Below are 19,935 nucleotides of genomic sequence, written 5' to 3'. Positions count from 1 at the left end.
TAGCGTGATCAAGCGACCCGATGATCATACTTGACGGTGCCTGTCCACAACAAGTCCACTGGACTGTGCGAGGTGCAGGGCCGCGAGGATCGCGGCTCTGACCACCGCCGCCGGCAGGTAGAGATCCTTATCGTGCCACAACGGCGGGTCGTCGGCCTCGCCCGCCCGGAGCAGGTAGTCGTATCCCCTGGCGGCCGCCTCCGCGACGAGCTCGTCCTCCCCCGTGAGCAGCAGCAGTTGCATCGCGTAGGCCGTCTCTTCCCTGGTGCCGCCCCAGCGACCCCAGGATCCGTCGGCCCGCTGGGTCTCCAGCACCCATCGCACGGCCCGCCGTACGGAGGGCGCGCAGCCGGCGCCGCCGAAGGCGTCCAGCGCCAGCGCGCAGGACACGGTCGCGTAGTAGGGCGAGGCGTGCCATCGGTCGTCCCACCACCCCTCCGGCTGCTGGCGCTCGCAGAGCCAGGCCCCGATCGCGTCCATGTCGGGCCGGTAGCGCCCGGCGGCCTCCGGCCGCACCTTCGCGTACTCTCCGAGGGCGTCGAGCACGTGAGCGTTCACACTGACCGACGCCCCCTCCTCCCCCTGCCAGGTGCAGAAATGGGTGTCGGTGCGGAAGGCCCACAGGCTGCCCGGCTCGAACGGCATGCCGAGGAGCGCGAGGGCGTACAGCGCGACCGACGTGGTGTCGGCGTCCGGCGGCAGACCGGCTCCGGCGGGCGTGCCGACCGGCTGGATCGCGGCCCGCAGGTCCGCCAGCATCTCCGGCGGCACGTCGAAGGGGATCCCCGCACGGGCGAGCCAGCTCAGCACCCAGCCGCGCTCGAAGACCGTGATCGGCAGGCCCACGGGGACCGGCCCGCCGTACCGCCGGGCGACCGCCTCCAGGTGCCGCCGGGCCGCGGTGCCGTGATCCGGCAGCGCACGGCCGCCGAGCCAGGCGGCGGTGGCGGCCGGAGATGCGCCGACGGTGCCGATCGAGGTCGGCTGGACGCCCGGGGCCCCATGGGCGGCGGCACCGGCCACCTCCAGCGCGTGCATGAGCTTCTGTGGCAGTTCCGCGCCGGAGCCGACCCTTGACCTGACCGCGGCGAGCACGCGGTCGTTCATGCCCGCGGGCAGCCGCAGCCTCGGACGCCCGGCGAGCCGCGGCACGTCCCGTTCGGCCAGCGTGTCGAGGTGCGCGTTGACCAGCTCGACCAGCGCGGGCACGATCAGCTCGATCGCCGGCATGTCGGGGAACATCGGCGCGGTGCCCTGCGGCGGCCAGCCGAGCAGATAGTCCAGCCCTCGGCCGGCGGCCGTCGCGAGCTTCTCGTCATCGGGCTCTCCCCGCGTCAGCGCGCACAGGAGCGCTTCGGTCGCGCTCAGCGTCGGGACGAGGGAGTATCCCTCCGGCCCGCCCCAGGATCCGTCGGGCCGCTGGCAGTCCACCAGGAACCGCACCCGCTCCGCATGGCCCACCAGCCACGGCGCCAGGCTCACCAGCCGCCCGGTCTCGTACACCGAAGGGGAGACCGTGCCCCATGGCCGGACCATGAGATCGGTTACCAGCTCGGCGGCCGCGGCCGCCACGTCGATCGCCTTGGGATAGGTCAGGCCGCCGACGCTCACAGCCCACCCCAGTAGTCGGTGATCCCGTAGAAGCCCATGCTGTACCCGATCTGCCTTTCCAGATAGACCACCTCGTCCGGGCAGACGTCGCGCAGCGGCTCCAGGAGCTCGCCGCACCCGTCGACCAGGACGCCGACGAGTTCGGCGATCTCCTCCCGGCCCGAGCAGAGCATCCGCGCGTTGAGATCGCCCCAGGCGAGGTCCCGCTCGTACGTGGCGAGGTCGTTGAGCAGGCGGAGAACGCGCTGCACCTGGCCGCTCGCGGCCCTGAGCTCGTCGAGCCGGCCCAGCGCGGCCGGATCCGCGCCCCGGATCCAGTGGGACACGTTGACGAAGGACGAGCCGAAGTTGTCCGCGTTGTCGAGATACTCGTCCAGGGTCGGCAGCGGCGTCCCCTCGCGGGCGGCCGTCTTCCACTCCCACTCCCGGGCCATGGCCGACAGCATCCGCCGCAGTTCCTCCCGCCAGACGGCCTCACGGCCGGCGAACGCGGGCCCCGCCGCGAGCTCGTCCCGGATCTCGGCGAGGAAGCGGCCCAGGGGGAAGTCCTGCGGCGGCGGGGAGCCGTCCGCCACCGCCAGGCAGCCGCGGACGAGAAGGTCCACCTCGTCCCGTGACGTCGCCTTGTAGTCGAGCAGCCAGTCGAGCGCGAAGATCCACAGCGCCGTACGGCTCGCGATGCGCAGCCGGTCGGCGCTCGCCCACGGCGCGCCGAACGCGTTCGCCTGCGCGACCGCGCTGAACAGCGCCGAGTCGAACGGCCGCGCGGGGAAGAGACCGGGGTGGGCGTCCCGGCACTCGCGCAGATCCCGCGTGAGCTCGGCGGACACGGCCGCGGCGGCACCGCACTCCCGTGCCGCCCGGAGCTCGTCTCCTGTCAGCTTCTTCATGTGTGAGGTCCCGATCAGGTGCGAGGAAGGGGGCGCAGGGTGATCTCGACCCGCTGGCGTGGCCGCAGCGAGGCTCCCATCTGGGGCGTGGCCACCTCCGGGGTGCAGGAGAGCAGGTCGAAGCGGCTGAGGATGCCGGCGATGATCAGTTGGGCCTCCAGCATGAAGACGTGCATACCGAGACACTGATGAGGGCCTCCGCCGAACGGGAAGTACGCGTACCTGTGCCGGCCCGATGACCGGCGCCCGGAGAAGCGGCCGGGATCGAACTCCTCCGGCCGCTCCCAGAACGCCTCCATGCGGTGGGTGATGAAGGGGCTGATGACGATCGTCTCGCCCTTCTTGAGCAGCACTCCGCCGAGGACCTCCGGCTCGACGACCATCCGTGGGAACAGCCAGCCCACGGGGAACAACCGCAGCAGTTCCTGCACGACCTGCTTCGTGTACGGCAGGGCCGCCAGGTGGGCGGGCCGTACGGGACCGTCGCCGACCACGTGGCCGATCTCCTGCCGCAAGCTCGCGGCCACCTCGGGATGCGCCTGCAGCAGGGGCCACAGCCAGGTGAGCGCACCCGCCGTGGTCTCGGTGGCGGTGGCCAGCATGGCGACCAGGTTGTCGCGCACCCACCGGGCGGCGTCCGGCCCGCCGCCCGCCGAGCCCGCGGCCCGGCACAGGACGGAGACGATGTCGTCGCCGTCCCCCGGCTTGTCCTTGTGCCGGTCCACGAGCGGGATCACGACGTCGTCGATCGTCCGCACGGCGTTCCCGAAGGCGCGGTCTCCGGGTAGCGGGACGCGATAGGGGACGAACGGCAGCAGGTAGCGGAATATGACGGACGTGCCGACCGCGTCGAACGCCGGGGCGAGCCGCTGGGCGTCCGCCATGCTGATCTTGTCGCCGAAGAAGATCCGCATCACGACCCTGTTGACGATCCGCGCCATCGCCGACGGGACGTCGATCGGCAGGCCCGACCGGGCCGGTGCGGCGAGCTCGTCGATCCCTTCGCCGGCCGCCTCCGCCATGCGGGCGGCGAGCGCCTCGACGTTCTTCGCCGTGAACACGGGCTGCAGAACCCTGCGGCTCTCCTCCCAAGCGGGGCCGTCCGCCATGACGCTCTCCCCGAACAGCCGGTGCAACGGCTTCCAGAGGACGCCGTCACGCCGATAGTTGGCGGAGTTGCCGCGCAGGACGTGCTGCAGGTGATCTGGATGCGTGATCAGGTAAGGCCGGAAGGGGCCGAGGTTCACCCTGACGACGTCGCCGCCGGACTCCCGGCCGATCTGGAGGACAGCGCTCACCGGATCACGGAGGATCGCGGGAAGCACCTGCCGGAGCGGAAGAGTTCTCGGTTGTCGGACCGCGTTCACGTCAACATCGATCGGCATTCCGACTTGCTCCCCACCTGACGATCACACCGCCCGCGAAGTATCACATGATCCACTCCATTTGATCAAGATTGCAGGGGAGTGACACTTTTGTCCTATGGGGCGGGAGATGCGGCGATGGCGCACTTTGCCCCAAAGTGACGTGTGAGAGGTTTTCCGGGGCCTAAATGAGGGAAGGACCGGGCCTTATGGCCCGGCCCTTCTTCAGGACGTGTCGTCAGGCGTGGCTGGTCACCAGCAGCGCGATGCCCACGAGGATGACGATGGGAATCAGCCACACCACGACCTCGCCGAGGAACTCCTTGTACATGGGGACCGAATCCTCTCGGTGACGTGCGAAAAGTAGACCGACGTGCAGCATATTCGGTCGTACGGCGAGGTGGAACCTGGCATCGCCGCAGGCGGTGAAGCCGGGGCGGCTGTGTCTCACGTGCCCGATGGGACCCGGCCGGCCGCCGGGACACGACCGTCTGCGGGCAAGTCATCGGATGAACCGTACATACATAGCCGCTGGTCAGGGCTTTTACCGCATCTCGCCCCTAGGGCGGGCGACCGAGCGCTCTCTACCATCGCGCCGGACAGGACGAGGGAGAGACGCGATGTCGAAGAGAAATGCGGTGGTGGCGGCCCTGCTCGTGGTGCTCGGGTTGCTCGTCGCCCGGCCCGCCGAGGCGGCGCCGGTGCGGATCATGCCCCTGGGCGACTCGATCACCGGGTCGCCCGGCTGCTGGCGGGCCCTGTTGTGGAACAAGCTGCAGAACGGCGGTTTCACCAACATCGACATGGTCGGGACGCTGCCCGCCCAGGGATGCGGCGTGCCGTACGACGGTGACAACGAGGGCCACGGCGGTGCCCTCGTCACGAACGTCGCCGACCAGAACCAGCTCCCGGGCTGGCTCTCGGCGACCCGTCCCGACATCGTGATGATGCACTTCGGCACGAACGACGTGTGGAGCAACAGGTCCACCGACACGATCCTCGCGGCCTACAGCAAGCTCGTGGACCAGATGCGGGCGAGCAACCCGAACATGAAGATCCTGGTCGCCGAGATCATCCCGATGAACCCGAGCACCTGCCCCGAGTGCGCGCAGCGGACCGTCGCCCTGAACAACGCGATCCCGGGCTGGGCCGCTTCGAAGACCACGGCGGCCTCCCCGATCGTGGTCGTCGACCAGTGGACCGGCTTCAGCACGAGCACGGACACCTATGACGGCGTGCACCCCAACGACAGCGGCAACCAGAAGATGGCGGACACGTGGTATCCGGCGCTGGCGGCACTGCTCAGCGGGGCCACGCCGTCACCCAGCCCCTCGCCGACCCGGTCGCCGTCCCCGTCACCCTCACCGACCCGGTCGCCGTCCCCGTCACCCTCACCGACCCGGTCGCCGTCCCCGTCACCCTCACCGACCCGGTCGCCGTCCCCGTCCCCGTCACCCTCGCCGTCCCCGTCGCCGTCGTCCGGCTCCTCGGGCTGCGGCGCGACCTACAAGATCGTCAACCAGTGGGGCGGCGGTTTCCAGGGTGAGGTCACGGTCAACAACACCGGCGCCTCTTCCGTCAGCGCCTGGACCGTGACCTGGACCTACGGCGACGGGCAGCAGATCACCCAGGCGTGGGGCGGCAAGGCCACCCAGAGCGGGGCGAGCGTGACCGTGAAGAACGAGAGCTGGAACGGCTCGCTCGGCGCAGGCGCGAGCACCACCTTCGGCTTCATCGCCTCCTGGAACTCCGCGAACTCGGCCCCCACGCCCGCCTGCACGACCGCCTGACCCCGATCACCCCGGGCCGCCCTCAAGCCGGCGGCCCGGCCCGGCATTCCGCCCCCGGCGCGAGTGGCCCGCCCGACAGGCCATCCCCAGCGGCGGCAAACCGCCCGCCGGACCATCCTCGGCGTGCCGACCGCCCGGCAGGCCGTCTTCCGGCGCGGCAGCCCGGGCCGGCAGGCACATACATCCGATGTTCTCCGGTGCCCCCCTTTCGCGTGCCCGGGGGACACGCATTTTCACCCGGCCGGCCGAGCAGGACCTCGCGTGGACCGGAGGCTCCGGCCGGTGCCGCGCCGCCCGGAAACACCGTGCCGCGCGGAAACACCGTGCTGCCCGGAAATGCCGCGCCGCACGGAAAGCGCGTGGAGCCGCCGGGCCGGACCGCGAGGACGAGCCCGTCCGGAAACCGGCGCCACAGCGACAGCCACCCCGGGCCCCGGAGCCCGGAGCCCGGACCGGCTCCGTCATCGGTAGCCGGTGACGTCGGCGGGGCGGCCGGGGTCCTGGACCTCCACCATGTAGCGCCAGCAGTCGGGGCGGCTGCCGTCCACGTCGGTGAAGCCGTACACCTGGGCCAGTTGACCGCTGGACAGCGACTGCCCGTTCCAGCGGCTCACCTCCGGGTCGGCGGCCAGCGCCGCGACCGCGCGTCCCACGAAGGCCGGGGTCTCGGAGATGGCGAAGTGCGGCACCTTGGCCAGCGCGTCCCGCCAGTTGGCCTCGGTCACGCCGAAGTGTTCCAGCATGAGCTCCGAGCGCAGCCAGCCCGGCGTGAGCGACACCGCGGTCGCGCCGTACGGCGCCAGCTCCTTGGCCTGGGCGAACGCCATGCGGTTGACGGACGTCTTCGCGAGGTCGTAGAAGAACGAGACGCGATAGTTGGCGGCGTTGTATTCCGCCGTGCCGTCGGTGACCTCGACCACCAGACCACCCGGCCTGCGGATCAGCAGCGGCAGCGCGTAATGGCTGGTGATGATGTGCGTGTCGATCGCCAGCCGCAGAATGCGCAGGCCGTCGTCGAGCGAGTGCTCCCAGAGCCGGTCGCTCCAGCTGAACAGCAGCTCGCCGCCCCAGATGTCGTTGACCAGCACGTCGAGCCCGCCCTGCTCGGCGTCGATCCGCGCCACGAGGGCCCGCACCTGCTCGCGGTCGAGGTGGTCGACCGGCACGGCGATCCCCCGCCCGCCGGCGGCGGTCACCAGCTCCGCCGTCTCCTCGATCGTCTCCGGCCGGTTCATCTCCGAGCGCCGCTCGCGCGTGCTGCGGCCGGTCACGTAGACCGTCGCACCCGCCGCGCCCAGCTCGACCGCGATGCCGCGTCCCGCGCCCCGGGTCGCCCCGGCCACCAGTGCGACCTTCCCCTCCAGGCTGCTCGTCATGAGACGACATGCTGGCACCCGCCACCGACAAAATCGCGTCCCGCGGCTTGACCGCGATCCCTGGGGGCAGCAGCGTGCTTTCAGCTAGGGTGCTGATCGCGATCCCGGAGGAGGACGGCATGAGCGAATATGCGGCGACTTTTCAACTTATCGACGCCGACGGGGACGGGCGGATCTCCGCCGAGGAGCTCGTACGCCTGATGGAGGTGCTCAGCCGGCCGCTGACGCCGCAGGGGGCGCAGGGCGCGATCGACCGGGTCGACGCCGACCGCGACGGCCTGATCAACCTGGAAGAGTTCGGCGCCTGGCTGAGCAGCCACCAGCGCTGAGCAGCGGTGAAGAGCAGCAAGCGGCGTCGAGCAGCGGTGAAGAGCAGTGAGCTGCGTTGAGCCGGCGTTCGAGCGGGCGTTCGAGCCGACGTTCGAGCGGGCGTTGAGCGGGCGCTGAAAGGCCACGACGAGTTCTGGGGCGCGGTGCCGGCGGGCGTCGCGAGGCTGCTGCGTCCCCACGTCGGCGAGGTCGCGGACCAGGTGATCGCGGAGATCCAGCGACGGGTGCCCGAATACGCCCGCCCGGAGGACGAGGTCTACATCAAGGTCCTGCGGCTGGCCGTCAACCAGGCGCTGCAGGGGTTCCTCGAACGCATCGAAAACCCGCGTGCGCCGTGGGACCCCGAGATCTTCCGGACGATCGGCAGGGGCGAGGCCGCCGAAGGACGCGACCTCGAACCCTTCCAGACCGCCATGCGGCTGGGCGCGCGGGTCGCATGGCGGCGGCTCACCGAGGAGTCCGAGCGGCTCGGCCTCGATCCGCGCACGCTGTACGACCTGGGCGAGGCCATCTTCGTCTACCTCGACCAGCTCGCCGACGCGGCCGCGGCGGGCTTCGCCGAGGCGCGGGCGCACGCGGCGGGCGAGATGGAGCGCCGCCGCCGGCGGCTGCTCGACCTGGTGCTCACCCGTCCGGCGGCCTCGCCGGAGGCCGTCGCCGACCTGGCGAGGGCGGTCGGCTGGCGGCTCCCCCGCACGGTCGCCGGAGTGGCCCTGGAGGAGCGCGACGGCGGTTCTCCCCTGCCGGTGCTGCCGCCCGACGTGCTGACCGGGCTCGACCGCAACGTCCCGTGTCTCGTGGTGCCGGACCCTGGCGGCCCCGGGCAGGTGCAGGCACTGGAGAAGGCGCTGCGCGGCTGGCGGGCGGCGATCGGCCCCGCCGTGCCGCTCGCCGCCGCCGCGAACTCGCTCGGCTGGGCCAGGGAGGCCCTCGACCTCGGCACCCGCGGCATCCTGCCCAGCCGAGGACTGCTGCGCTGCGCCGACCACATGGCCACGCTGGTCGTCTTCAAGGACGAGGACCTCGTTGCCGCCCTCACGGAGGTGCGCCTCGCGCCCCTCGCCCACCTGCGCCAGACGCAGCAGGACCGCCTGGCCGAGACCCTGCTCGCCTGGCTGCGCCACGGCCGGGGCGTCGCCGAGGTCGCCGCCGCGCTCCACGTCCACCCGCAGACCGTGCGCTATCGCCTGCGCCAGATCGAGCAGTTGTACGGCGACGCGCTCGCCGACCCCGACGTCCGGTTCGAGCTGGAGATCGTCCTGCGCGCCCGCCAGGCCCGCCATAACCCGCCCGGCGCATAGGACCCGGCTTCAGACCCCGGCGTTCAGGACTCGGCGTTCACAACCCGGCATTCAGGACTCGGCGTTCACAACCCGGCATTCAGGACTCGGCGTTCACAACCCGGCATTCAGGACTCGGCGTTCACGACGGCGCCCACGACCCGGCGTTTAGGCCCCAGCATTCGGGACCCGGCCTTCACGACCCGGCGTTCACGACGGCGCCCACGACCCGGCGTTCAGGACAGGGTGCCGCCGCTCGTGCGCAGGCCCCGGGTGGCCTGCCGCTCGTGCAGGCCGAACCGCGCCTCCGGCTCCCGCGTGCCGTCGAGGATCTCCGCGACATATCCGGCCAGGACCGGGGCGTGCTTGAACCCGTGCCCGGAGTCGCCGCCGAGCAGCCAGACGCCGTCGTCGATCTCGGCGATGATCCATTCGGCGTCCCTGGTCAGCGAATACTGGCATCCCTGGCTGAGCCCCCCCGGCGCGCCCACCAGCGAGGGGAACCGCCTGGCCAGGTAGGCGCGGGCCTGTTCCTCGGTGTGCCGCAGCACCCGCCTGCCGCCGCTCTCCGGGTCGTACGGCTCGCCCTCGGCGTCGCCGGTGATCTTCATTCCCATGCCGTCCAGGTCGCCGTGCCCGTACGCCGACAGGTCGTAGTCGCAGAACGCGGGCAGCGGCGGCGTGGTCCAGTCCCTGGGCACCCCGAAGTGGTAGGTGTCCTGCCGCGTCACCTCGATGTGCCCCACCTCGTGCGGGAACAGCCGCGGCAGCCACGCGCCGCACGCCCACACCACGCGGTCCGCCGTCAGCACCTCGCCGTCCGCCACGACCCCGGCCCCTCGTCCGTACGGCACGGCCCGGGCCCGCACCTGCCGTACGCCGGAGGCGGCGGCCAGGCGCGCGGTGACCTGCGTCGCCCGCCGGGCCCGCAGCACGCCGGCGTTCGGCTCCCACAGCACGAAGGCGAGGTCGTCACCCCGCAGGCCGGGGAACCGCCGCGCCGCCTCGGCGGGGTCGAGCAGCTCGTAGGGGATGTCGAGCCGCTCCAGAACGTGGGCGCTGCGCGTCTCCCAGCCGTCCGGGTCACGGGCGAACCACATCAGCCCCGACTCGACGAACAGCTCCTCGCCGGTCCGCTGCTCCAGCCCGCGCCAGGCGTCGCGGGCCTGCCAGGCCAGTCGGGGATACCAGTCGTCGGAGCCGTGCGCGCAGCGCAGCAGGCGGGTCTCCCCGGCGCTGGCCTGACGAACGTGACCCGGCGCGTACTGCTCGACAAGCGTCACGCGCCAGCCCTCGTCGGCCAGCCGCAGCGCCAACGACGCCCCCCAGATCCCCGCCCCCACGACGATCGCCGACTTCATCCACCGCTCCTTGATCGCGGACCGACACGTGCATCCGACGTAGGCTACGTCGAATGCGGGCTCCGTCTACAGAGGCACCTGTGCGGCGATAATCGGAGACATGATGGCGGCCGAATCGGCGCAGACACTCGAACGAGGTTTACGGCTGTTGCGGCTGCTCGCCGACGCGGACCGGGGCCGCACTCCGACCGAGCTCGCCCAGGAGCTCGGCCTGAGCCGGCCGATCGTCTACCGGCTCCTGACGACCCTGCAGGCCGAGGGTTTCGCCCGGCGGGACGCGCAGGGCCGCGTGCATCTGGGTTTCGGGGTGCTCGTGCTGGCCCAGGCCGTACACCCCCTGCTGCGGGCGACGGCGCTGCCCGCGCTGCGCGCGCTCGCGGAGCAGGCCGGGGCGACCGCCCACCTGACCGTGGCCGAGGGTGACGAGGGCCTGGCGATCGCGGTGGTCGAGCCGTCGTGGACCGACTTCCACGTCGCCTATCGGGAGGGCTCCCGCCATCCGCTGACGCGCGGCGCGGCCGGGCTGGCGCTGCTCGCGCTGCGCGAGGGCCGTACGGAGCCGCCGCTGCACACGAGCAGCGGACATCTCCAGGAGGGAGCGCAGGGCATCGCCGCGCCGATCCCTGGTCTGCCGTGGCTGGAGGCGTCCGTGGGCCTGGTCAGCTTCGCCGACCTCGACGCGGACAAGGTGGGCCCGCTGGTCCTTGAGGCCGCCTATCGCCTCACGTCCGCCCTGTCCGAGCCCTCGCGCTGACCCTCACGCCTCACGCCCGCCCCCTTCGAGCCCCCGCGCCGACCGTCACACCTCACGTCCGCCCTGTCCGAGCCCTCACGCCTCACGCCCCGGGCTGACGTTCACCACTCACGCCCGCCCCGTCCGAGCCCTCGCGCGGCGGTCACCACTTCAGCAGCCGCGGTTCGCCGAACAGCGTGTTGTCCACGGCCACGTCGGCGCGCGCCAGCGGATCGGCCTCGGCGATGTAGAGGCGCTCGGCGGGCAGATAGCGGTGCAGGTGCAGCGCCTCCGCCCCGGCCCAGTCCTGGTCGCGTTCGGCCCCGCGGCGCACCGAGGTCTCCGGAGACACCTCGATCCAGACGCGCAGGTCCCAGTACGCGTCGATCTCCGGGCGGAACGCGAACACCCCGTCGACGATCGTGATCGCGCCGGGCGCGGCGGCCGTACGCACCGACGAGTGGTCCACCTGCGTGAGCGGGTCGATGGAGCACAGCGCCACGTCCCCCGAGCCGTCCGGCCCCGCCGGTTCGAGCAGCAGGGCGATCGCGGCGTCGTAGTCGTAGGCGTTGCGGTAGTACCCCTCGCCCGACTCCCGGTCGTACAGGTGCCGGTCGCGCCACGGCCGTTTGAAGTCGTCGAGGCTCGCCCGCAGCACCTGGCGTCCCGCTCCGGCGAGGTGCTCGGCGAGCTCGTGGCCGAAGCTCGTCTTCCCGGCCGCCGTGAGCCCGTCCACACCGACGCGCAGGCGCCCGTCGCCGAGAGCCAGCACGCGTTCCGCCACCCGCCGGACCAACGCCGTACGCGCGGGGGACACGGGCGCCGGCGTCGGCTGCCGCCAGGTCGAGACGGACAGGTGGATCTCCGCGGTTGCGCTCATGCCCCACAGCTTGACATTCCCGGCGGCATGGCGAATCGTCGTACATATATAGGACACTCGCGTCCGATAAACGGACGAGCATGGGAGGTGTCATGCCGTACTACCGCATGGTCGGGGAGGTGCCGCGCAAGCGCCACGTGCAGTTCCGCGCACCCGACGGCGGGCTGTACAAGGAGGAGCTCATGGGAGAGGAGGGCTTCTCCTCCGACTCCTCGCTGCTCTATCACCGCTATGCGCCGACGGCCATCGTCAAGGCCGAGGCCGTGGACGCGGGAGCGCCGGGGCTCACGCCCAACCTGCCGCTGTCCCCGCGCCATTTCCGCACCCGGGACCTGACGCCCGACGGCGACCTGGTCTCCGGGCGCATGCTGCTCGCGGGCAACTCCGACGTCCGCATCTCGTACGCCGCGACGGACGCGCCCAGCGAGCTGTACCGCGACTCGATGGGCGACGAGTGCGTCTACATCGCGAGCGGCCGGGCCCGGTTCGAGTCGGCGTACGGCGCGCTCGACGTGGCCGAGGGCGACTATGTGGTGATCCCGACCGGGACGATCCACCGCTGGGTGCCCGAGGGCCGGGTGACCGCGCTGGTGGTGGAGGCGTCCGGGCACATCAGGCCGCCGAAGCGCTACCTGTCCCAGTTCGGCCAGTTCCTGGAGCACGCGCCCTACTGCGAGCGCGACCTGCGCGCGCCGGACGAGCCGCTGCTCGTGGACGGCGAGGAGATCCCGGTGCTGGTCAGGACGCGGGGCGGGCTGACCAGGCTGACCTACGCCCATCACCCCTTCGACGTGGTGGGCTGGGACGGCTGCCTCTATCCGTACGCGTTCAACATCCAGGACTTCGAACCGATCGTGAAGCGCACCCACGCGCCGCCGCCGGTGCACCAGACGTTCGAGGGCCCGGGGTTCGTCGTCTGCTCGTTCTGCCCCCGGCCGCTGGACTTCCACCCCGAGGCCGTGCCGATCCCGTACAACCACCACAACGTGGACTCCGACGAGTTCATGTTCTACGTGGGCGGCGACTACACGGCCAGGAAGGGATCCGGCATCGACGTCGGCTCGATCTCGCTGCACCCGGCCGGCTTCACGCACGGCCCGCAGCCGGGCGCGGTGGAGGCCGCCGTCGAGGCCGTACGGCAGGGGCACACCGAGACGACCGAGATGGCCGTCATGATCGACACCTTCCGTCCGCTCGACCTCGGCCAGGCCGCCCTCGCGTGCGAGGACACCGACTACGCGTGGACGTGGGCGCGGTGAGCTTCGGGCTCGACAACCTGCCGTACGGGGTGTTCTCCCGGCCCGGGGAGCCCCGCAGGGTCGGCGTCCGGGTCGGGGACCACGTCCTCGACCTGGCGGCGGCCCTCGGCGGGGACGTCTACGCGGCGCCCAGCCTCAACCCGCTGCTGGCCCTGGGCCGCGCGGCCTGGCGGGAGACGCGGGCGCGGGCACGCGACGCGGCGGCAACGGGCGACCACCTGATCCCGCTGTCGGAGGTGACCCTGCACCTGCCGATCGAGGTGGCCGACTACGTCGACTTCTACGCCTCGCTTGAGCACGCCTCGAACCTCGGGCGGATCTTCCGCCCGGACGACGAGCCGCTGAAGCCCAACTGGCGGCACCTGCCCGTCGGCTACCACGGGCGGGCGGGCACCGTCGTCGTCTCCGGGACGCCGATCAGGCGGCCGTGCGGGCAGCGGCCGTCGTTCGGCCCGTCGCGGAAGCTCGACATCGAGGCGGAGGTCGGCTTCGTCGTGGGGGTGCCGACGCGGCTCGGCGAGCGCGCCGGCGCGTTCGAGGACCACGTCTTCGGGGTGGCGCTCGTCAACGACTGGAGCGCCCGCGACATCCAGGCATGGGAGTACGTGCCGCTCGGGCCGTTCCTGGGCAAGTCGTTCGCCCCCTCGATGTCCGCGTGGATCACGCCGCTCGACGCCCTGGAGGAGGCCAGGGTCGAGGGCCGGTCGCAGGAGCCCGAGCCGCCCGCCTATCTGCGCAGGCAGGAGCCCTGGGGGCTCGACCTCACCCTGCGCGTGGAGCTCAACGGCGAGACGATCGCGACGCCGTCGTTCCGCGACATGTACTGGACGCCCGACCAGATGCTCGCCCACATGACGGTGAACGGCGCGAGCCTGCGCACCGGCGACCTGTTCGCGAGCGGAACGGTCTCGTCGGTCGGGCAACCCGGCTCGCTCATCGAGCTGACCTGGAACGGCGCCGACCCGGTCAAACTGCCCGGCGCGACCCGGACCTTCCTGGAGGACGGCGACGTCGTCACGATCACCGCCTGGACCCCGGGCGGGATCAGCCTCGGCGAGGTCTCGGGGAAGGTCCTTCCGGCGACTTAGCGTATTTCTGTCGTCACCCATCGCTATCTTGGGTGCCCGTGAAGCCACGCACCCTGCCTCCCGCCGCCCGCGTCCTGCTCGCGGTGCTGCTCGTGGCCTGTCCCGCGCTCGCCGCGGGCTGTGCCGTACGCGTGCCGCCCGCGCCGCGCATCACGATCAGCCCCGCCGACGGCGCGGTGGCGGTGTCGCCGGACGCGACGCTGGTCGTCAGGGCGGAGGGCGGCAGGCTGACCAGCGTGCTGGCGTTCGCGGGGCGAGATCAGGTGCCCGGCGCGTTCGATCCGGGCCGCACCGTGTGGCGGTCGTCGTGGACGCTGCGCCCGGGCACGCAGTATGTCGTCAACGCCGTCGCGACCGGGCCCCAGAGCGTCACCGCCCAGATCGCCGGCCGGTTCCGCACGCTCACCCCGCGCCACCAGGTCGCCGTCGCCTCCGTCGTCCCGTCCGACGGGGAGACCGTCGGGATCGGCATGCCGGTCATCCTGACGTTCACCCGGCCGGTCGAGGACCGCGCGGCGGTCGAGCGGGCGCTGGAAGTGCAGGGGCCTGCCGAGGGCGCCTGGCACTGGACGAGCCCCACCCAGGTCGCCTACCGGCCGCGCACATGGTGGCCGACCGGCGCCGAGGTGCGCGTCACCGCCCATCTCGCCGGGGTCCGCGCCGCCCCCGCCACGTACGGCTCCGCCGACCGGAGCGTGGCCTTCACCGTGGGGCGGGCCATGATCAGCACGGTCGACACCCGCACGCACCAGATGGTGGTGCGGCAGGACGGCAAGCCGGTCCAGCGCATGCCGATCAGCGCGGGCATGGCGACCACCAGGGAATACACGACCACGAGCGGGATCCACCTGACGATGGACAAGGGCAACCCCGTCCGCATGGTCTCCCCCGGTCGCCACAAGGGCGACCCCGGTTACTACGACATGCTCATCGACTACGCCGTACGGATCTCCAACAGCGGCGAGTACGTCCACGCGCTCGACAACGTGTGGGCCCAGGGCCGGGTGAACGTCAGCCACGGCTGCGTGAACGCCCGCCCCGACCAGGCCAGGTGGTTCTACGAGCACGCGCTGCGCGGCGACCCCGTCATCGTCACCGGCACCACGCGCGAGCTGGAGTGGAACAACGGCTGGGGCTACTGGCAGCTCTCCTGGCCCCGGTGGCTGGCCGGCAGCGCCCTCCGGCACGAGGCCACCTCTCCTGACGCCTCTTGACATAGGGCGTCGCAATCGAGTCAGCGCCCTGCATTACCGTCGAGGCATGGCAGTAGCAATCGACTTGACCCTTTACTGCGAGAACGCGCGGCTCGTCGCCGAGTTCTGGAAGACGGCGCTCGGCTACGTCGACGACATCCCGGCGACCGAGCACGCGGCCAGTGAGGAGTCCCTCGCGCGGTTCGACCTGCCGGCCGGGGGTGCCGAAGACGACGGCGTCTTCCTCCGCGACCCCGAGGGCAACGGCCCCCGGTTCTCCGTCCTCCGGGTCCCCGAGCGGAAGACGGCGCAGAACCGGCTCCACATCGACGTCCGCGTGCCGGGCGACGGCACGCCCGCCGACCGGTGGGAGCGGATCAGGACCGAGGCCGCCCGGCTCGTGCGCGCCGGCGGCACGATCCTGGAGGCGTTCGACGACCACATCCTGATGGCCGATCCCGAGGGCAACGAGTTTCGCGTCACCGCTTTCCCCGCGTGAGACCCCGGGTCCGCCGCGTGAGGCCCGGCCTCTGGGACAACGCGACCTAACGCGTTAGGTTTGAGGAGGAACCCCACCCGAGCGGTGTTCGTTCATCGCTATGGAGGCGGCAATGGACCCCTGGATCATTTGGCTCATCCTGGCGGCGGCGCTGGGCGTGGCGGAGATCTTCACGCTGACCGCGTCATTGGGGCTGCTGTCCGTCGCGGCGCTGCTCACGACCGCCGTCGCGGCCGTCGGGCTGCCGCCCGCGCTCCAACTCGTCGTGTTCGTCATCGCCTCCGCCGCCGGCCTCGCCGGAGTGCGCCCGATCGCGCTCCGGCACATCAAGCAGCCGCCACCGAAACGCTTCGGCGTGTCCGCGCTCGTCGGCAAGTCCGCGTACGTGACCAGGGAGGTCACCGGCAGGGACGGCCGGGTACAGATCGGCAGCGAGGAGTGGTCGGCCCGTGCCTACGACGAGACGCTCGTGATCCCGCCGGGGGCCACGGTCGACGTCATAGAAATCGAGGGCGCCACGGCCCTCGTATATCCCCGGGAGTGAGCATGGACGCTGCACTGATCGCCGGAATCGTCATCGCGTTCGTCGCGATCCTGACGGTGCTGCGAGCGGTCCGGATCGTGCCCCAGGCCAGAGCCGGCAACGTCGAGCGCCTGGGCAGGTACTACCGCACGCTGGGCCCCGGCCTGAACTTCGTCATCCCCTACATCGACCGGGTCCGCCCGCTGCTGGACCTGCGCGAGCAGGTGGTGTCGTTCAAGCCGCAGCCGGTGATCACCGAGGACAACCTCGTCGTGGACATCGACACGGTGCTGTATTTCCAGGTCACCGACCCCCGGGCGGCGGAGTACGAGATCGCCAACTTCATCCAGGGCGTCGAGCAGCTCACCGTGACGACGCTGCGCAACGTGGTCGGCGGCATGGACCTGGAGAAGACGCTCACCTCCCGCGACATGATCAACAGCCAGCTCCGCGGCGTGCTGGACGAGGCCACCGGCAAGTGGGGCATCCGGGTCAACCGGGTCGAGATCAAGGCGATCGACCCGCCGAAGACCATCAAGGACGCCATGGAGAAGCAGATGCGGGCCGAGCGGGACAAGCGCGCGGCGATCCTCACCGCCGAAGGCCAGCGGCAGTCGCAGATCCTCACCGCCGAAGGTGAGAAGCAGAGCGCGATCCTGCGTGCCGAGGGTGAGCGCACCTCCCAGATCCTCAAGGCCCAGGGCCAGTCGCAGGCGATCGACGAGGTGTTCCAGGCCGTCCACCGCAACGACCCCGACCCCAAGCTGCTCGCCTACCAGTACCTCCAGGTGCTGCCCCAGCTCGCCCAGGGCCAGGGCAACACGATGTGGGTGATCCCGAGCGAGGTCACCTCGGCGCTCAACACGTTGTCGAAGGCGTTCACCGAGTCGCTGCCCGCGAGCCGGGCCACCGTGACCGACGGCCGGGAGCACGAGCGGAGGACGGCGGGCAGCGAGGCGGTCGCCGAGGCCGAACGCGCCGCCGCCGAGGCCAAGGCCGCGGCCGAGGACAGCGAGCTGGGGCCGCGCCAGATCGAGGCCGGCCGCCCCGCCCTCGGCACGAACGGCATCCCCTCCCCCGACCCGGCCCACGCCGTACGCCCGGACGAGCAGGCATAACGCCCGGTCGGCCACGCGGCTCTCCAGCCCTCGGGCGGGGGGCCGCCCCGGCTCGTGGGGTGTCCGCTGGGCACGTCGGTCACTGCACCGAAGGAGACCTCGCGGTGATGCCCGGCGGACGTGTCGCCGGATCTTGCGCAAGTCGGTCGCTGTGCCGGCGGAGACTTCGGTCCGCGGTGATGCCTGGCGGACTGCCCACGGGTCTCGGGCAAGTCGGTCACTGCGCCGCAAGGAAGCTCCGGTCCTCGCGAAACCCGCTTCGCCGGGTCTTCGCTGCGGTCCTCGCTCCCTTCCGCTCCGCTCCCTCCACCCCGGTCAACGTCGGGCACCGACCGGGATCGGTCCGGCGGGGTCACACCATGGCCAGGTAGGCGGCGAGCTCCTCGGCCGAGGACGTGGAGATTCCCACGTATCCGTCCGGCCGTACGAGGGTGTGCCGCTCGCCGCCGTACGGCTCGGCCGGCGCGTACGCGCGCACCTCGGGGCCGCCGGGGACGTGCGGAGCGGGGTCGGGGGACAGCAGGGTGAAATGCGGGCCCCGCAGCAGGTCGAACATGCGGGCCCGCGTGCCGTCCGCCAGCGTCAGCGGGCCGTCCGGCACCCGGTCGCCGCCGCGCAGGGCGAGCGAGCCGCCCCGGTAGCTCAGCGAGAGCTGGTAGGTGTCCTCTCCGCGTTTGTAGGACTTCTTGTCGGCGAGATCCACGCTGAGGCCGAGCACCCGGGCGGCGACGGGCCTGCGCTCCTCCTCGTAGGTGTCCAGCAGCGCCTCCGGGGCTCCCGCGAGCACCCTGGCGAGCTTCCAGCCCAGGTTGTAGGCGTCCTGGACACCGGTGTTGAGCCCCTGCCCGCCCGCCGGCGGGTGCACGTGGACGGCGTCCCCTGCGAGGAAGACCCGGCCGGACCGATACCGGTCGGCGAGGCGGATGTTCACCCGATAGAGGGAGGACCACAGCAGCTCGGTCAGGCGCACCCTGCGCAGCATCGACCTCTCGGCGAGGATCCGCTGATACGCGGACAGCGACTCCTCCGGCGTGCTCCCCGGCTTCAGTGAGGCGATCATCTGGAAGGTGTCGGTGCCGGCCATCGGATAGAGCGCCACCATCCCCCGGCCCGGCCGCACCCAGACGTGGATGTGGTCCCGGTCGAGCCCCTCGACCCGTACGTCGCCGAGGGCCATCCGCTGCTCCTCGCGGGTCTCGCCGGCGAAGCCGATGCCGAGGGCCTTGCGCACCGGGCTCCTGCCGCCGTCCGCCGCGACCAGGTAACGCGCCCGCACGCACTCTCCCGTGGCGAGCCTGGCGGTCACGCCGTCCGCGTCCTGCTCGAATCCGGTCATCGCGCTGCCCTGCTCCACCTGCCCGCCCAGCTCGGCCAGGCGCTCGCGCAGCACCGCCTCGGTGCGCCACTGCGGGTGCATCAGCACCGTCGGGTACGGCACGGCGTCCGTGGCCGCGGCGGACCTGTGCATGCGGGCCCGCCAGATCGGCACGGCGCCCACCCTGACCGCCAACGGCGGGTAAGGCGTCGCCGCGGCGAGGATCGGGCCGATCACCCCGAGGTCGTCGAAGACCTCCTGCGTACGCGGTTGCAGGCCCTTCCCCTTGGAGCCGGTGGCGGGCTCGGGCGACTCGTCCACGATGCGGAAGGCGACACCACGGCGGGCCAGGTCCACGGCGAGGGTGAGCCCGGTGGGCCCGGCCCCGACGATCAGTACGTCCGTGTTCTCATGCATGCCCCGACCGTGACAGGCCGCTCTGCCAAATCCCTGTCACGCGCCTGCCGCGCCCCGCTATCCCGGTCCGATCTTGATCTGCCTGGACGACTTCTCGGACTCCGACGGCAGCAAAGAGTAGTGATGTGAATACCCATTGTGGCGTAAGGTCGGCTCGTGTTGTGGGCCTTCGTTGATGAGAGCTGCCGGGTGCGCGCGGACGACGACTGCGTCTATGCCTTGGCTGCGGTTGTCATTCCCTCCAGCGGGCTTGAGCACGTCAGATCGTCGATGGACGCTCTGCGGTACGGGAAAGCCCCGACGGTGCATTGGAGGACGGAGCGGACGCCTCGCAAGTCAGTGATCGCGCAGGCAGTGGCGTCCATTGATTTCGCCTCGGTGGTGGCGGTCAGCCTGCACGACATGGGCAGCCGTCCGGAACGCGCCCGGCGGCACTGCCTGCTTCGATTGCTGCCCGAACTGTCGGCACACAATGTCGGTACGGTGGTCTTCGAGTCACGCAGGACGCAAGACGCGCATGACCGCGCGATCTTGACCGTGCTACGCAGACACGGCCAGGTCGCGGCGGGGATGACGGTCAGGTGGGAGCGAGCCAGCTCGGATGCCGCGTTGTGGGCCGCCGATGTCCTCGCCGGCATCGTGACAGGGTGGCTGGGCGGGGAGAACCTGTGGTGGCCCCTGTTCGAGAAGCGGGTCACTTTCCTGGAAGCAGGAGAAAACCACCGTTGAAAACGCGAACGCCGGGCTCCCGATTCCATCGGGGGGTTCCCGGCGTCACTTCCGCATCCCAGGGGATGCGACACACACAGTATCCGGATACTGCCTTTCCGCTGTCAAGCGCGTCGTCCCGCGGCACACGGCGGCGAGCGCTCCAAATTCCCGTGACGACTGTCGCCGCCGTACGTGAG

The 19,935-nt window shown here is 71.5% G+C and carries 18 protein-coding genes; 11 read left to right on the top strand and 7 right to left on the bottom strand.

The features are described 5' to 3' along the window. Positions 1 to 24: 24 nt before the first annotated feature. From FLV34_RS12400 to FLV34_RS12390, 3 genes are read right to left on the bottom strand one after another with little or no spacing between them, the layout of a single operon-like run. Positions 25 to 1,611 (bottom strand): prenyltransferase/squalene oxidase repeat-containing protein, encoded by a 1,587-nt coding sequence (locus FLV34_RS12400; protein WP_260617512.1) that lies wholly within the window; start codon positions 1,609 to 1,611, stop codon positions 25 to 27. After that, the gene (locus tag FLV34_RS12395) at positions 1,608 to 2,501 is read right to left on the bottom strand and encodes a terpene synthase (protein ID WP_142651557.1); all 894 of its coding nucleotides are present in this window, start codon (positions 2,499 to 2,501) and stop codon (positions 1,608 to 1,610) included. Before FLV34_RS12395 ends, FLV34_RS12400 begins: the two co-directional genes overlap by 4 nt. Positions 2,502 to 2,515: 14 nt before the next feature. Next, positions 2,516 to 3,886 (bottom strand): cytochrome P450, encoded by a 1,371-nt coding sequence (locus FLV34_RS12390; protein ID WP_142651558.1) that lies wholly within the window; start codon positions 3,884 to 3,886, stop codon positions 2,516 to 2,518. Between the two features lie 599 nt (positions 3,887 to 4,485). Here FLV34_RS12390 and FLV34_RS12385 point away from each other — a divergent pair. Beyond that, a complete protein-coding gene (locus tag FLV34_RS12385; RefSeq protein WP_147943130.1) occupies positions 4,486 to 5,655 on the top strand; it encodes a cellulose binding domain-containing protein in 1,170 nt (389 codons plus the stop codon). Positions 5,656 to 6,116: 461 nt separating this feature from the next. Here the strand turns inward: FLV34_RS12385 and FLV34_RS12380 are convergent, their stop codons facing one another. Continuing rightward, a complete protein-coding gene (locus FLV34_RS12380) occupies positions 6,117 to 7,031 on the bottom strand; it encodes an SDR family oxidoreductase (RefSeq protein ID WP_142651560.1) in 915 nt (304 codons plus the stop codon). 119 nt (positions 7,032 to 7,150) lie between these two features. Between FLV34_RS12380 and FLV34_RS12375 the strand changes: the two genes are divergently transcribed. Together FLV34_RS12375 and FLV34_RS12370 are read left to right on the top strand one after the other, a co-directional pair. Then, on the top strand, positions 7,151 to 7,360 hold the full coding sequence (locus tag FLV34_RS12375) for an EF-hand domain-containing protein (protein WP_147943129.1): 210 nt from the start codon (positions 7,151 to 7,153) through the stop codon (positions 7,358 to 7,360). Positions 7,361 to 7,504: 144 nt separating this feature from the next. Then, on the top strand, positions 7,505 to 8,662 hold the full coding sequence (locus FLV34_RS12370) for a CdaR family transcriptional regulator (RefSeq protein ID WP_260617513.1): 1,158 nt from the start codon (positions 7,505 to 7,507) through the stop codon (positions 8,660 to 8,662). A 215-nt stretch (positions 8,663 to 8,877) separates the two neighbouring features. Here FLV34_RS12370 and FLV34_RS12365 read toward each other — a convergent pair whose 3' ends face one another. Next, positions 8,878 to 10,002: an FAD-binding oxidoreductase gene (locus FLV34_RS12365; RefSeq protein WP_147943128.1), complete on the bottom strand. Its 1,125-nt coding sequence runs from the start codon at positions 10,000 to 10,002 to the stop codon at positions 8,878 to 8,880. Positions 10,003 to 10,102: 100 nt separating this feature from the next. Between FLV34_RS12365 and FLV34_RS12360 the strand changes: the two genes are divergently transcribed. Beyond that, the gene (locus FLV34_RS12360) at positions 10,103 to 10,756 is read left to right on the top strand and encodes a helix-turn-helix domain-containing protein (protein WP_240972088.1); all 654 of its coding nucleotides are present in this window, start codon (positions 10,103 to 10,105) and stop codon (positions 10,754 to 10,756) included. Between the two features lie 142 nt (positions 10,757 to 10,898). Here FLV34_RS12360 and FLV34_RS12355 read toward each other — a convergent pair whose 3' ends face one another. After that, complete coding sequence (locus tag FLV34_RS12355; protein WP_147943127.1) at positions 10,899 to 11,615, bottom strand: uridine kinase; 717 nt, start codon at positions 11,613 to 11,615, stop codon at positions 10,899 to 10,901. A 92-nt stretch (positions 11,616 to 11,707) separates the two neighbouring features. Here FLV34_RS12355 and FLV34_RS12350 point away from each other — a divergent pair, with 92 nt between their 5' ends. From FLV34_RS12350 to FLV34_RS12325, 6 genes are all read left to right on the top strand, one after another. Next, positions 11,708 to 12,874 carry a homogentisate 1,2-dioxygenase gene (locus FLV34_RS12350; protein WP_147943155.1) on the top strand — a complete coding sequence of 389 codons (1,167 nt, stop codon included), beginning with the start codon at positions 11,708 to 11,710 and terminating at the stop codon, positions 12,872 to 12,874. Beyond that, on the top strand, positions 12,856 to 13,962 hold the full coding sequence (fahA, locus tag FLV34_RS12345; protein ID WP_261985752.1) for a fumarylacetoacetase: 1,107 nt from the start codon (positions 12,856 to 12,858) through the stop codon (positions 13,960 to 13,962). Before FLV34_RS12350 ends, fahA begins: the two co-directional genes overlap by 19 nt. Positions 13,963 to 14,000: 38 nt before the next feature. After that, a complete protein-coding gene (locus FLV34_RS12340; protein WP_261985751.1) occupies positions 14,001 to 15,176 on the top strand; it encodes an Ig-like domain-containing protein in 1,176 nt (391 codons plus the stop codon). Positions 15,177 to 15,222: 46 nt separating this feature from the next. After that, a complete protein-coding gene (locus FLV34_RS12335; RefSeq protein ID WP_142651563.1) occupies positions 15,223 to 15,654 on the top strand; it encodes a VOC family protein in 432 nt (143 codons plus the stop codon). Positions 15,655 to 15,766: 112 nt separating this feature from the next. Further along, positions 15,767 to 16,198 (top strand): NfeD family protein, encoded by a 432-nt coding sequence (locus FLV34_RS12330; RefSeq protein WP_142650967.1) that lies wholly within the window; start codon positions 15,767 to 15,769, stop codon positions 16,196 to 16,198. A gap of 2 nt (positions 16,199 to 16,200) precedes the next feature. Then, positions 16,201 to 17,295 (top strand): SPFH domain-containing protein, encoded by a 1,095-nt coding sequence (locus FLV34_RS12325; protein ID WP_205830933.1) that lies wholly within the window; start codon positions 16,201 to 16,203, stop codon positions 17,293 to 17,295. Between the two features lie 352 nt (positions 17,296 to 17,647). Here the strand turns inward: FLV34_RS12325 and FLV34_RS12320 are convergent, their stop codons facing one another. Beyond that, entirely contained in the window at positions 17,648 to 19,027 is a 1,380-nt protein-coding gene (locus FLV34_RS12320) for an FAD-dependent monooxygenase (protein ID WP_147943126.1), read from the bottom strand. 156 nt (positions 19,028 to 19,183) lie between these two features. Between FLV34_RS12320 and FLV34_RS12315 the strand changes: the two genes are divergently transcribed. After that, positions 19,184 to 19,756, top strand: a complete 573-nt coding sequence (locus tag FLV34_RS12315) for a DUF3800 domain-containing protein (protein ID WP_142650964.1) — start codon at positions 19,184 to 19,186, stop codon at positions 19,754 to 19,756. Positions 19,757 to 19,935 lie beyond the last annotated feature (179 nt).

The organism is Microbispora sp. CSR-4, from assembly GCF_008033685.1.
In the GTDB taxonomy this organism is placed as follows: Bacteria; Actinomycetota; Actinomycetes; order Streptosporangiales; family Streptosporangiaceae; genus Microbispora.
This window is presented reverse-complemented; position numbering and strand designations above follow the sequence as displayed.